The 14,125-nt window shown below is 46.3% G+C and carries 13 protein-coding genes; 9 read left to right on the forward strand and 4 right to left on the reverse strand.

Features of this window, described 5'->3' with window-relative positions:
• Positions 1–32: 32 nt before the first annotated feature.
• From ACG95_RS13190 to ACG95_RS13220, 7 genes are all read left to right on the forward strand, one after another.
• Entirely contained in the window at positions 33–1,367 is a 1,335-nt protein-coding gene (locus ACG95_RS13190; RefSeq protein ID WP_048000973.1) for a dihydrolipoyl dehydrogenase family protein, read from the forward strand.
• 334 nt (positions 1,368–1,701) lie between these two features.
• Positions 1,702–3,219 (forward strand): glycerol kinase GlpK, encoded by a 1,518-nt coding sequence (gene glpK, locus ACG95_RS13195; protein WP_048000974.1) that lies wholly within the window; start codon positions 1,702–1,704, stop codon positions 3,217–3,219.
• A gap of 14 nt (positions 3,220–3,233) precedes the next feature.
• Positions 3,234–5,063 (forward strand): type 1 glycerol-3-phosphate oxidase, encoded by a 1,830-nt coding sequence (gene glpO, locus ACG95_RS13200; RefSeq protein WP_048000975.1) that lies wholly within the window; start codon positions 3,234–3,236, stop codon positions 5,061–5,063.
• 9 nt (positions 5,064–5,072) lie between these two features.
• Complete coding sequence (locus tag ACG95_RS13205; protein WP_152668353.1) at positions 5,073–5,795, forward strand: MIP/aquaporin family protein; 723 nt, start codon at positions 5,073–5,075, stop codon at positions 5,793–5,795.
• Positions 5,796–6,009: 214 nt separating this feature from the next.
• Positions 6,010–6,732: an ABC transporter ATP-binding protein gene (locus tag ACG95_RS13210; RefSeq protein WP_048000977.1), complete on the forward strand. Its 723-nt coding sequence runs from the start codon at positions 6,010–6,012 to the stop codon at positions 6,730–6,732.
• Positions 6,732–7,922 carry an ABC transporter permease gene (locus tag ACG95_RS13215; protein WP_048000978.1) on the forward strand — a complete coding sequence of 397 codons (1,191 nt, stop codon included), beginning with the start codon at positions 6,732–6,734 and terminating at the stop codon, positions 7,920–7,922. Before ACG95_RS13210 ends, ACG95_RS13215 begins: the two co-directional genes overlap by 1 nt.
• Before the next feature lie 91 nt (positions 7,923–8,013).
• Entirely contained in the window at positions 8,014–8,670 is a 657-nt protein-coding gene (locus ACG95_RS13220; protein WP_048000979.1) for a TetR/AcrR family transcriptional regulator, read from the forward strand.
• Positions 8,671–9,041: 371 nt separating this feature from the next.
• On the opposite strand, the gene ACG95_RS13225 is transcribed toward ACG95_RS13220, so the two are convergent.
• The 4 genes from ACG95_RS13225 to ACG95_RS13240 form a co-directional block, all read right to left on the reverse strand.
• Positions 9,042–9,659, reverse strand: coding sequence for a sugar O-acetyltransferase (locus ACG95_RS13225; protein ID WP_048000980.1), 618 nt, complete (start codon positions 9,657–9,659; stop codon positions 9,042–9,044).
• On the reverse strand, positions 9,659–10,813 hold the full coding sequence (locus ACG95_RS13230) for an MFS transporter (RefSeq protein ID WP_048000981.1): 1,155 nt from the start codon (positions 10,811–10,813) through the stop codon (positions 9,659–9,661). Before ACG95_RS13230 ends, ACG95_RS13225 begins: the two co-directional genes overlap by 1 nt.
• 1 nt (position 10,814) lies before the next feature.
• Complete coding sequence (locus ACG95_RS13235) at positions 10,815–11,606, reverse strand: Cof-type HAD-IIB family hydrolase (protein ID WP_048000982.1); 792 nt, start codon at positions 11,604–11,606, stop codon at positions 10,815–10,817.
• Between the two features lie 69 nt (positions 11,607–11,675).
• Positions 11,676–12,548, reverse strand: a complete 873-nt coding sequence (locus ACG95_RS13240) for a helix-turn-helix domain-containing protein (RefSeq protein WP_048000983.1) — start codon at positions 12,546–12,548, stop codon at positions 11,676–11,678.
• 168 nt (positions 12,549–12,716) lie between these two features.
• On the opposite strand from ACG95_RS13240, the gene ACG95_RS13245 reads away from it, so the two are divergent.
• Positions 12,717–13,532: a Cof-type HAD-IIB family hydrolase gene (locus tag ACG95_RS13245; RefSeq protein ID WP_048000984.1), complete on the forward strand. Its 816-nt coding sequence runs from the start codon at positions 12,717–12,719 to the stop codon at positions 13,530–13,532.
• Between the two features lie 220 nt (positions 13,533–13,752).
• Positions 13,753–14,124, forward strand: a complete 372-nt coding sequence (locus ACG95_RS13250) for a type II toxin-antitoxin system RelE/ParE family toxin (protein WP_048000985.1) — start codon at positions 13,753–13,755, stop codon at positions 14,122–14,124.
• Position 14,125 lies beyond the last annotated feature (1 nt).

The raw sequence follows: 14,125 nt of genomic DNA on the forward strand, positions 1-14,125 counted from the left end.
CAGTCTGTGTATCGATTGAAGGAGGAATTCGGATGACGAAACAGTATGATGTGATCGTAATTGGTGGTGGACCAGCTGGGACCGCATTAGCAGGTGGCTTACACCAGCAGGGTAAATCAGTCTTGATTGTCGAGGCTGACTTGTGGGGCGGTACCTGCCCCAACCGTGGCTGTGATCCTAAAAAAATCTTACTGAGTGCCGTTGAAGCTCAGCAAGCAGCCCGGCACTTGCAATATCGCGGTTTGACCGGTGAGCCGCAACTTGATTGGCCAGCCCTGATGACCCATAAACGGGGTTATACCGATGGCATTAATGACGGCACTTTGAACGGACTCAAAGCCCAACAGATTGACACCTTACATGGTCAGGCGGTCTTTCAAACCGACGGGCAGTTAGCCGTGGATGGACAAGTGGTGAAGGCAACTGATTACGTGATTGCAACTGGTCAACGCCCCGCAATTCTACCAATCAAGGGGCAGGAATACTTTAAGACTAGTACGGACTTTTTAGACCTTGACCAGATGCCTAAACGGGTGACGTTTGTCGGTGGTGGCTACGTTGGTTTTGAGTTGGCAACGATTGCCAACGCGGCTGGAGCGGATGTTCATATCATCCATCACAATCAACGGCCATTAAAAGAATTTGACGCGGACCTCGTTCAAGCATTGATGAATAATCTGACGGCGGAGGGCATTACCTTTGATCTGGATACGGATCTTCAGGAAATCACGCGTGAAGATGATGGATTACACTTAAAGGCCGCTAACGGGTATGAGTTAACAACGGACCTCGTAATTAGTTCGGCTGGTCGGATACCAAATGCGGATCAACTCGGGTTGGACAATGTCGGTGTGACTTACGATCGTCATGGGATTCAGGTCAACGATCATTTGCAGACTGCCAATTCACATATCTATGCGATTGGTGATGTCAGTGATACGCCGGTGCCTAAACTAACGCCAGTAGCTGGATTTGAAGCACGTTATCTCGTCAAAGAATTGACTGATGCTAATGATGCCATCAAGTACCCTATGATTCCAACGCAGGTCTTTGCAGAACCTAAACTAGCGCAGGTTGGTATCAGCGCTAGTGTTGTGGCTAAGCAATCCGCACAGTACCGAGTACAGAGCCTTGATATGACCAAGTGGTTCACGTATTACCGTTTTGGTGCTCGCCAAGCTCTAGCTAAGGTCGTCATTGATCAGACTACCGGCAATGTTGTGGGTGCTACGTTCTTGAGTGATGTGGCGGACGAGATGATCAACTATGTCACGTTGCTGATTGAGAAAAACGTGACGTTACCAGAATTACAGCGACTGATTCTCGCTTACCCAACGCCAGCAAGCGACTTACAGTATTTATATTAAGTGAGTTAGGTGTGGGTCAGTAAATGGCACTGCGATTATTAATATTTAGTCTAAAAGGAGCTACGATTTTTTATCGCAGCTCCTTTTTTGTGATGTGTTGGTATTAGTAAGGTAATTATTTTTGGACGAGCTAGTAACAAGATTTGATCGTTGAAAGCCCATCAGAACGGTTGAATTTTTAGTTCACAGTACCAACTAGTCGTAAAGTGAATTCAATTGTGTAAAATTTAATTTGTTAAAACCTATTCACAAACGATTATCTACATGCTATGATGCCAATGTAAATAAAAGATAACGCTTCCATAAACGGAATTTAGTTAAGGAGTGACGTACAATGACCGAAAAATATATCATGGCAATCGATGAGGGGACGACCAGCACGCGGGCGATTATTTTTAATCACGCGGGGCAAAAGGTCGCGGACTCGCAACGTGAATTTCCACAGTACTTTCCACAACCGGGGTGGGTTGAACACAACGCTAACGAAATTTGGAATGCAGTCCTGTCCACAATCGCAAATGCGTTTATCGAATCAGGGATTAAACCTGCTCAGATTAGTGGAATCGGGATTACCAATCAGCGTGAAACCACGATTGTTTGGGATAAGCAGACTGGATTACCAATTCACAATGCCATCGTCTGGCAATCACGGCAAACGGCTTCCATTGCGGAAAAACTCGTTAAGGATGGTCACGGTGAACTGATTCACCAACATACCGGACTAGTGACCGATGCGTATTTTTCTGCGACCAAGATTCGGTGGATCTTAGACCATGTCAAGGGCGCACAGGAACGAGCTGAAAAAGGTGAATTACTATTCGGAACGATCGATACTTGGATCGTCTGGAAGCTGACTGGTGGGGCAACCCATGTCACGGACTACTCCAATGCCAGTCGGACGATGTTATTCAACATTCATGATTTGGCTTGGGATGACGAGATTCTCAAGTTACTCAATATTCCTAAAGTGATGCTACCTGAAGTAAAGACTAATTCTGAGGTTTACGGCAAGACGAAGGACTACCACTTCTTTGGTTCTGAAATTCCTATCAGTGGGATGGCTGGTGATCAGCAAGCCGCTCTATTTGGGCAGCTGGCCTTTGAACCAGGCACCGTTAAGAATACTTACGGGACTGGCGCCTTCATCGTGATGAACACCGGTGAAAAACCTCAGTTGTCAGATAACAACTTGCTGACAACGATTGGTTACGGAATTAACGGCAAGGTCTACTACGCATTGGAAGGTTCAATCTTCGTGGCGGGCTCAGCTATTCAGTGGTTACGCGATGGGATTCGCCTAGTCGAAAGTGCCCCAGATTCTGAACGCGCAGCGCGTGAATCGCACAATGAGAACGAAGTGTACGTGGTACCGGCGTTTACCGGACTTGGTGCTCCTTACTGGGATTCAGAAGCACGCGGCTCGGTCTTTGGCCTAACGCGCGGAACGACACGGGAAGACTTCATCAAAGCGACGTTACAAGCTTTAGCCTACCAGACGCGGGATGTAGTCGAAACGATGAAGAAGGATGCCGGAATCGACATTCCGGTCCTCAAAGTTGACGGTGGTGCCGCACGGAATGACTGGCTAATGCAGTTTCAAGCAGATATTTTAGACACCCAGATTATGCGCGCCGCTAACTTGGAAACCACCGCTCTAGGAGCCGCATTCTTGGCGGGCTTGAGCGTGGGCTATTGGAAAGATCTTGATGAATTAAAGGTATCTTATAAACCAGGAACAAGCTTTAAACCACAGATGGAAGAAGCACAGCGTACGAACTTGTATGAGGGATGGCAAGCAGCCGTTAAGGCGACCCAAGTCTTCAAGCACACCCCATATCACGCAGGTAAATAGAGGAGGACGAAATCATGGCATTTTCATCAACAACACGACAACAAAATATTAATCGTTTACAAAATGAAACTATGGATCTATTAATTATTGGTGGTGGGATTACCGGTGCTGGGGTTGCGATTAAAGCCAGTGCAATGAACATTAAGACCGGTTTGATCGACATGCAAGACTTTGCGGAGGGAACTTCTCCGCGGTCGACTAAGTTGGTTCACGGTGGGATTCGCTATTTGAAGACATTTGACGTCGGGGTAGTGGCTGATACGGTCAAGGAACGGGCAGTCGTTCAAGGGATTGCACCTCATATCCCTAAGCCAGATCCAATGTTGTTACCCATCTACAATGAAGGTGGCGCAACCTTTGATATGTTCTCAGTCAAAGTTGCCATGGACTTGTACGATCAATTGGCAGCGGTTACGGACCCTAACTATACGAATTACACGTTGTCACGTGACGAAGTTCTACAACGAGAACCACAACTAGACCCAACGAACCTAGTCGGTGGTGGTGTTTATCTCGATTACCGTAATAATGACGCGCGTTTAGTAATTGAAAACATCAAAAAAGCTCATGAAAATGGCGGTATCATTGCCAGTCACGTTAAGGCAACGGGACTCTTACATGACGCAGATGGCCGCGTGATTGGTGTGATGGCACATGATCAAGTAGCTGGTACTGATTTTGAGATTCATGCCCGGATCGTTATCAACACGACCGGTCCATGGTCAGATACGGTGCGGCAATACGATCAGGATGCTAATTTCAAACCACAGATGCGGCCAACTAAAGGGGTACATTTGGTGGTTGATGCGGCTAAATTACCAGTACCAAAACCAACTTACTTTGACTCTGGCGACCAGGATGGCCGGATGATCTTTGTTGTCCCTCGTGAGAACAAGACCTATTTTGGGACAACTGATACCGACTATCACGGTGATTTTGCCCACCCAACGGTTACCCAAGAAGATGTTGATTATCTACTAAGTATCATTAACCGCCGTTTTCCAAGTGTGAAGTTAGGTATTAATGATATTGAATCTAGCTGGGCTGGGTTACGACCACTGATTGCTGCTAACGGTAGCTCTGATTACAACGGTGGCAATTCCGGTAAAATCAGCGACAAGAGTTTTGACGATGTCATTGACGTTGTTGATCAATTCGAGAGTCAGAAAGCAAGTCGTGAAGACGTTGAAGAGGTCTTGAACGATCTTGAAAGTTCATTGGCAGAGGATCGGCTCAGCCCATCAGCAGTATCTCGTGGTAGTGCTTTAACTAGCAGTTCGGATGGCTTATTGACCTTAGCTGGTGGTAAGTTAACGGATTATCGGAAGATGGCTGCCGGTGCGATGGCACTGATCAGAAAATTATTGGCAGATCAATTCGATGAATCGTTTAATGCAATTAATTCTAAGAATTTACCCGTTTCAGGTGGAGATATTGATCCTAACAACGTAGCAGCGACGATTACTTTTTACGCTAAACAGGGAACAGATCACGGTTTGACCAATGATGAAGCCCTTCAGATTGCTAACCTATACGGCTCAAATGCAGCTCGGGTCTTCAGTCTGATTGGTAAAGTTGAACCAACCCACGGCTTGAGCGTCGCTGAAACCATCAGTCTACGCTATGCGTTGGACGAAGAAATGACGTTGACGCCAGTTGATTACTTACTGCGTCGAACGAACCACTTACTGTTCATGCGTGACAGTTTGGATAGCGTCAAGGATGGGGTCATTGCAACGATGGCCGACTACCTTGGTTGGGATGCAGCGACAACGCAAGCACAAACGGAATTATTGAATCAGACAATTGCAGAATCTGACTTGGCTGCCCTGAAGCAGGGATAACGAGGTGGTATGATGAAAGATCCATTGACGCTACAATTATTGGGGGAATTCTTAGGGACCTTTATCTTGATTTTACTCGGTGACGGGGTTGTTGCCGGTGTAACACTCAACAAATCGAAAGCGCAGAATGCTGGCTGGATTGCGATTGCACTCGGTTGGGGTCTTGCGGTGACGATGGGGGTTTACTCCTCGAGCTTTTTAAGCCCAGCACATTTGAATCCCGCAGTTTCGTTAGGGATGGCAATTGCCGGAAAGTTCCCTTGGGCTTACGTGTTACCGTATAGTGCGGCTCAGATTGCTGGTGGTGTTTTAGGTGGTATCGTTGTCTGGCTACACTATTACCCACATTGGCGTGAAACCAAGGACGCCGGGGCTATCCTGGGAATCTTCTCCACGGGACCTGGAATTCGGGCTTACTTCTGGAATTTTGTCAGTGAAGTGATTGGCACGTTCGTATTGGTCTTTGGCCTACTAGCCTTCACCAAAGGTCAATTCACAGCGGGACTCAATCCGTTAGTTGTCGGCATGTTAATTATTGCAATTGGTCTCTCACTAGGTGGGACGACTGGTTACGCGATCAACCCAGCACGGGACTTAGGTCCGCGGATCGCACATGCCATTTTACCGATTGCGAATAAGGGCACGTCCGACTGGGCATACAGTTGGGTACCGATTGTGGGACCACTGGTTGGTGGTGCGCTAGGTGCCGGTTTGTTTAACCTATTGCCATAACGAAGTTCTAGTAACTCAAATGATTGATAATAGCTTTACGAGAATAAGCAGTGTGTCGGATGATAAAAGCCCGGGGCGCCGCTTATTTTTGTGTCATTGAATAATTATTGAGGATTAATGTTGACAAGAATCCTCGGTGAGTATATACTCACTTTTGTAGATGAGTGAGTGGTTACTCACAAAGCAAGAATGACAATTGGGAGGTTCTAAAAATATGAAAAAAGCAATTATTGATTTACAACATTTAGCTAAAAACTTTGGCGATCAAACTGTTCTAAAAGACATCAACTTGACCGTTAATACTGGTGAGATTGTCGGTTTGATTGGACCATCCGGTGCTGGTAAGTCGACGGTTATCAAGGTCGCACTTGGGATGGAAGTCGCTGATGGTGGCTCCGCTAAGGTGTTCGACACAGCCCTACCTAACCGGCAACTGCTTGGTCGGATCGGTTATATGGCCCAGACGGATGCACTCTACGATTCCTTATCAGGTCGTGAAAATTTAAAGTTCTATGGTTTGATGAAGGGCATTGCCAAAGCTGATATGGAAGCAGCGGTTCAACACGTGGCTGAAGTCGTTGATTTGACGGATTATTTGGACAAACGGGTGGCCGGCTACTCTGGTGGGATGATGCGTCGGTTATCGTTAGCCATTGCCTTGCTGGGTGATCCAGATTTACTGATTCTCGATGAACCAACCGTTGGGATCGACCCCGCATTGCGGCGTCAAATCTGGGCTGAACTTGGCCGCTTGCGCGATGAAGGTCGTAGTATCTTAATCACGACTCACGTGATGGACGAAGCCGAACTAGTCGATCGGGTGGCCTTATTGCTCGATGGCAAGGTCATGGCGTTTGATGAACCGGGCGTACTGAAATACGAATACGGTGTGAACAGTATTGAAGATGTCTTTTTGAAAGCAGAGGGTGTTGAATAATGCGGACAATTGCAATTATGAATCGGGTTCTCAAAGAACTCTTCCGTGACAAACGGACGTTGGCGTTGATGTTTGTAGCCCCAATCTTAGTGATGCTACTGATGAGTGTGATTTTTAACACCAATTCTTCAACTGATGTCAGTGTCGGGACGATCGGCGTAACGAAATCGTTGAATAGTGAAATCGACGGTATCAAGCACGTGTCAGTCAAGAAGTATGACACTAAGACGGCCGCTAACAAGGCTTTGAAGGATGAAAAGATTGACGCCATTATTAAGAAGAATGGCAATAACTACCATTTAATTTATGCGAATACGGATTCTACGAAGACTGCGGCCGTTAAGATGGCGTTCAGCAACGCGTTGACAACCACAAGCGTGAATAAGCTGAAATCAGCGTTGAAGAAGAGTACCACGGCAACGGTTAAACTTCAGGCGCAGATACAGGCGATTCAGAAACAACAGGCGGCTGCAAGCACCAAGGGCGCTGCAACGAGTACCAAAGCGACTGCAACCAATCAGTCAACTAAGAGTAGTGGTCAAACCACGCCTAAGATTACCAACACGTACGTTTATGGCGACAAGAATACGGGCTACTTCGCTAAGATGTTACCAATCTTGATGGGCTTCTTCGTTTTCTTCTTTGTCTTCCTGATTTCTGGGATGGCGTTATTGAAGGAACGCACGACTGGGACGTTGGATCGACTATTAGCAACGCCGGTTAAACGGTCATCGATCGTCTTTGGTTACATGTTAAGTTACGGGATTTTAGCAGTAATGCAGACGATCGTCATTGTCTTAACGACGGTCTGGTTATTAGGGATTGAAGTTGTTGGGAGCATGGCTAGTGTAGTCGTGATTAACCTGTTATTAGCGCTAGTTGCTCTAGCGTTTGGGATCTTACTCTCAACGTTTGCAAACTCAGAATTCCAGATGATGCAGTTCATCCCACTGGTCGTTGTGCCACAGATTTTCTTCTCCGGTTTGATTCCACTGGATTCGATGGCAAGCTGGATCAAGGGTATTTCCTACATTATCCCGTTGAAATACTCGGGTGACGCCGTGGCAGCAATCATCACTCGTGGCACGTCATTGATGGATCTAGGATTTGATATCGGAATGTTACTCCTATTCTTAGTCGTTTTGACGACATTGAATATCGTTGGGTTACGCCGTTACCGGAAAGTTTAAGCAACTGAAGTCAGCTAAAAAGCGGTGCATGGTGGTATTGACGATTGATAGTCACCCCAGCATATCGCAATGCACAGGAAGGAGTTCACGGATGAAGATTAATAATGTGGAGACCTTGTTTGAAAAGACCTTACAAGACTCACAATTATCCTTGAAACAGCAGGACGTGTTAAAAGCTAGTCTGAAACTATTTGCCATTCAAGGCTTTGACCGCACCACTAGCAGTGAAATTGCTGCGCAAGCCGGCGTTTCGGAAGGTACTGTTTTTAAACAGTTTAAGACGGAGCAGGGGATTCTCAAAGCCTTGCTAGAACCCTTTATCGAGCAAGTTATTCCGATGGCTGCTACGGAATTTCTAAGTGAAATTAAGCTAAATCAATTCAGCGACTTTGAATCGTTCTTACACTATGTGATTCAGGATCGGATGACCTTTGCGGTGGCAAATTTGCAACAACTTAAAGTGTTCTTGCAGGAGATTATTCATAATCCAAAGGTACTAGAGACACTGTCAACCAAATGGGCAACGATGGTTAGAGGTAATATTAATCGTTTGCTAGGTTACTTCAAGCAGCAGGGCCAGTTGGTCGATTGGCCAGATGAGCGCATTATTCGTTACTTTGTTAGCACTGTCTTGGGGTACATCCTGCCGTTAGTCCTGTTTGATGTGACGGGGGCGTTTGATGTTGAACAGAAGAGTGCCGAAGCAACGGAATTTCTCGTTTGCGGGCTAACCCCTAAATCAGAATAGTTTAAAATGGCTGAAACAGCTGATACTTGATTCAATGACTACTTTGTTAGCGAGTATTCAACTAGCAATCTTCTCGAACTAATATTTATGATGCTTATCATAAGTATTAACCAGTCTAGCCGGACGTTCTTGATACTTGGTGATGTTTGCCAAGGATCAAGACGAGGGTTAAGACCGCTTCTCAGGCTTAACCCGGTCCCAAGCTGAGCTAGTACTGACTACCGGAGGCGAAAGCTATGAATAATTTTGGCTTTTCAATCTTTAAATAGGATTAATAACTACAAAAATAACCGCTTGGAATATGTATTCCAAGCGGTTATTTTTGCATGTTCAATGTAGGCCATAAGTAATTAGGCCACGCTAATTTGTGGTTACGATAAGATTTCTGGATCAATACGGCGATCCTTAAAGTAGTATTCCCGGTCGTGTTCATTGACTGAACGCAGAATGTGAGCTGGATTACCGACAGCTACGACGTTATCTGGTAAGTCCTTGGTCACAATACTACCAGCACCAATGACGACATTATCGCCAATCGTAATGCCAGGTAGGACGATGACGCCCGCGCCAAGCCAACAGTTAGCCCCGATATGAACGGGAGCATTATATTGATAACCCTGTTCACGGAGTTCTGGGATGATGGGGTGGCCAGCTGTAGCAATCGTTACGTTAGGTCCGAACATGGTCCGGTCGCCGACGTAGATGTGGGTATCGTCAACCATCGTTAGATTGAAATTGGCGTAAATACCAGTTCCAAAGTGGACGTGATGGCCACCGAAGTTACTGTGAAACGGTGGTTCGATGTAGCAGTCAGGTCCGATTTCAGCAAACATCTTGCTGAGTAAGACTTGTCGCTTAGTCATTTCAGTTGGCCGAGTCTGATTGAAATCGTACAGTTGATCGAGACAGGCCTCCTGTCGTTTAACTAGGTCTGGATCTTCTGGTAAATACAATTCGCCGGTGTGTAAACGTTCATTGTTAGTTGTCATTAGCTCAGATTCCTTTCGGGTTTATGCAGCGCAGTAATCAGCGCAAGTCCGCTTAAAATCAGTGTGATCCAAATCAAAACGTTGGCGGTTAAAGTTTGTGGTCCGATTTTCCCCAGCTGATTCCAAACGAGTGGTGCGAAGAAAGCACTGATAATCGTGGCAATCGTCAAATAGCTGCTCAACGTATTGACTTGGCTGGCGTCAAGATTCGCATTACTCGTGAAGACGAGGTACGGACCAGTGTACGAATAGATAAAGTTGAAAAAGATGGCAGCACCAATGGCCCAATTAGCGTTGGGCGCTAACCATAACAATAATACGGATACCGCTGCTCCGGCATAACCTAGCGTTAACGTGAAACGGTGTAAGTAGCGGTAAAGGTAACCAAACGTTAGCCCAGCCAGCAAGCCACCGAGATTCATCGCCGCTAAGGTTAGGTTGATCGTAGCCGAGCCACCAAAGTGCCGGTTAGCGAAGTAACTCGGCAGCTTTAATTGGACACCCCAGATCAATAGGTAGGTGATAAAGGTTAAGCCTAACAAAATCCATTGACGTTTTGGTAATGGTGTTGAGCGGGTTATTTTAGTGGTATTGGCCTCTGGTTGAGCAGGTTCTGGCACGAATCGGGCGACTAACAGTGCGATTCCTAGCAATAAACTGTATAGCCAGAAGACGGCGTGCCAACTGAGTGCGGTCAGCAGCCCAGCTAATCCTAGTAACACGGCGTTACCTAATGCGGACAAACCAGTCTGATAACCTAATAACCGTGCCCGCAAGTCACCCGTAAAACTGTGGGTGATCAAGCTAATGGCGTGTGGTGAAAAGAGCCCGATACCTAGTCCCAACAGCACGCGACTAGCCATGATGAGGCTAAAACTAGTTGTCATGGCAGGAATACAGCCCATGATGGCACTCAGAATCAGTCCGCTGATGACAACGCGCCGTAAGCCCCATTTGCTAGTTAGCCATGGGTTCAGCAGCAGTGTGAGCAGCGCACTACAATTAGCAATCGTCACAACCCATTCGATTAAAGTCGTAGGGACTTGTGGAAAAGCTTGTTTGAGCTGTGGAATAATTCCCGTGACAATCGTCGTTATCCCGGTGACTGTGGATAAACTAAGAATGCTGACGGTTGTCGTTAACCGTGGTTGCATCTTAAGCATCCAGCCAGTTGGTTAACCACTGGAGAACACCTTGTTCTTGATTGTTGCCAGTAGTCTGATCGGCAACGGCGGTCACGGCTGGTTGAGCGTTTGCCATGGCAACGCCGCAGCCGACTTCGCGTAACATTTCAAGGTCGTTGCCGCCATCGCCAAAGGCTGCCATGTCAGCTAAATCAATGTTCAGCACTTGTCCAAGTTCCTTTAAGCCAGCAGCTTTGTTGGTGCCTGGTTGGATCAAGTCAATGTCGCCGTGACCACTACTAGTAGGTTCTGCTAGACCGTCCAGAGCTGTCCGTAGTTTAGCGACAATCGTATCGGTCTGTTCTGGTGGGCAACTGATGGCGAATTTGAGCATGTCGTCATCGACTGTTTCAAAATCAGCGACAACCTCGAGATGGTGGTAATAGTGACGCATGTTTTCCACATGTTGTGGATCAGTTGTGGTTAACGTGTAGGCACTCTTGGCCCCACAGACCAGAATCTTGAGATCAGGCATTGCTTGAATGATCGTCAGGATCTTAGCGACTGTCTCTGGCTGGAAGGCGTGTAGTGCGTAAACTTGGTTAGCATCACGGATGTAGGCGCCATTTTCAGCTAAGTAGATCATCTCAGGATAGTCCTTGAAGAATGACCGTAGTTGGAAGTATTGGTTGCCACTGGCGATTACGAAGCGTGTGCCTTGAAGCTGAAGTCGTTGGTGTAGCATGGCGAATTTGGCTTCGTCGTAAGTCATATCATCCCGTAGAAAGGTGCCGTCCATATCTGTTGCAATTAATTTAATCATGTTGTATTCCCCCGTAATTTAGTTGATGGCCGTAGCTTACCACGGAAATTTAGGGGTGAACGGACATTTTTACAGGCAACTAGTATCAATTCGGTGATAGCGAGCAAAAGCCTGCCGGTAATCAGTCGGAGTCAGCCCTTTCCACGCCTTGAAATTACGGTTGAAGGTCTTCCCATTCGCAAAGCCACAGCTAGCGGCAATGTATTCAATCTTGCGGTCTGTCTCTAATAATAAGCGGCGGGCATTCATCAAACGAATCAGCCGGATGTAACGGTTGACCGACATTTGAACGTTGGCATTGAACTGCTGATTGAGGGTCGTTAATGAGACGTGAAACTCGTCAGCCAACGTATTGCCCGTAATGGCTTCCGCGTAGTGTTGATTAATAGCACTCATGACCCCATCGGTTAAGGTTAAGTTGGGATTGACATCGGTTTCATCCAGCGGCACCGTAAACGTCTGCCCAAGCGTTGCTAAGAGACTGTAGAAATGACTCAAAATGCGTAAACGCAGCAGGTCATTCGTGGGTGTTGCCAGCAACTCATGAATCGCAACGAGGTGCTCGCGTACTTCGGCGTAGGCTTGTGGGTGGGCGGTCGCAGATTCAGCGCCATTTAACGTTAATTGCCAGTTGGCGCTGGCGGGAATTCGGTTCTGTAAGAAGTCGTCGTCAATAATTAGGCCGAATTCGACCCAGTCGACTTGTTCGGGACCGGTCGCGCTGTGGACAACCCGCCGATTAACCGTCCAGAGGTCACCAGGGCGGTATTCGGTCGTGTGTCCGTCCGTAATGAACTTGAGCGTGGTACCGTTAACGAGGTAGTTCAGTTCGATTCCTTGATGCCAGTGTGGTGCCACCGTAATGGCAGTTAGTGGATCGTGTTCGTAATATTTGAATGGCAGACGCGGAATCGTCTGGACCGTTTCATGGACAATTTGCATAATTCTTCCTCACTCTTATGATTAAAATCTTGAAAAATCGCACTGGTTACTTTCAAAAATCGGCCTTACTCGCTGGTGGAACATGCTATATTGAGATTAAATAAGTAAGGCGTAACGGTGGCATACTATAATTGTAACCGTATTCGCGAATGAAAGGAACTATAACTAATGAACATTCGACTAATTGCAATTGATATTGATGACACGCTCCTCAACTCTGACGGTAAATTATTGCCAAGTACGGTCAGCATGGTGCACCGCGCAACGGAACAGGGTATCAAAGTAGTGCTGTGTACAGGACGGCCCTTAGCCGGTGTTAAGCCATATTTAGATGAATTAGGTATTGCTGGCGATGACCAGTACGTAATCACCTACAATGGTGCTGTTATCGAAAGTGTTGCCGGTCGAGTCGTTGCCAAACACCTCGTTGAAAATCAGTACTATCGCCAAATGACGGCGTTTAGTAAGGAACATCACGTGCCATTTAACGTGTTGGATGCGGATAGTACCATCTATACGGCTGATCGTGATGTTAACTGGGTGACCGTTGTGCAGGCGTGGGAAAATAAGGCTGGATTGCTAATTCGTGACCCAGACGATTTGCCGGATGACTTCCAGATTGCTAAAGGATTATTTGTCGGCGAAGGGCCACAGTTGGATGCGGTCGAATCCTTAGTTAAGGAAACGTTTGGCGATCAACTCTACGTTGTGCGGGCAGCAACTAACTTCCTTGAATTAATGCATGAAAACGTGAATAAGGGTCAAGCTTTAAAAGATTTGGCCGGTGTTTTGAACTTTAAGGCTGAAGAAGTTATGGCCTTAGGTGATGAACGTAACGATTTGCCAATGTTCGACTTTGCGGGTACCGCTGTGGCGATGGGCAACGGTAGCGAAGTTGCTAAATCACATGCAGACTACGTGACCGGCACCAATGATGAAGGCGGCGTGGCGGATGCGATTCGGAAGTTAGCACTGACGGATTAAGGGATTGAAAATAGATTAGTTATCATTGAATATAACGGGAAAATGGTTGCCAGTTGTTTTGGCGGCCATTTTTTTGATAGAGGCGATTTATTGAAAGAGAAAGTTATGGCGCTGACTACATGAAAATAGTGGTTTAATTCGTATTTTGTAGTAACTAAATAATTGACAACTACGAACAGATGGTATACTATCTGTTCGTAGTTCATAAGGAGTTATGGTGATGAATTCCATTGAAGTCAGGATTACTTACACCAAGACATTCAATAAACAGTGGGCTAAGTGCAAGTTAACCGTGGAAGATAAAGTCGATTTGGAGTCACAGATACAGGATTTTTTAAATCAATCACCAGAAAACTCACATGGCAAGCGGTATCCCGGTGAATTTATTCAGCAAACTGGTGGTGCACTTAAATTGCGTTATACACCCGTTGCTGATAATCAAGGAAAGAGCGGGGCATACCGAACGATTTATTTTGTTGCCGCAAGGGATCATCTCATATTTCTGATGGTCTATCCTAAGAATAAAAAAGTAACCTTATCGAATAGCGAAAAAGCTGATTTGAAGAAACTAACTGAAGTATTCAAGAATTGAG

The organism is Lactiplantibacillus herbarum, from assembly GCF_001039045.1.
Lineage (GTDB): Bacteria > Bacillota > Bacilli > Lactobacillales > Lactobacillaceae > Lactiplantibacillus > Lactiplantibacillus herbarum.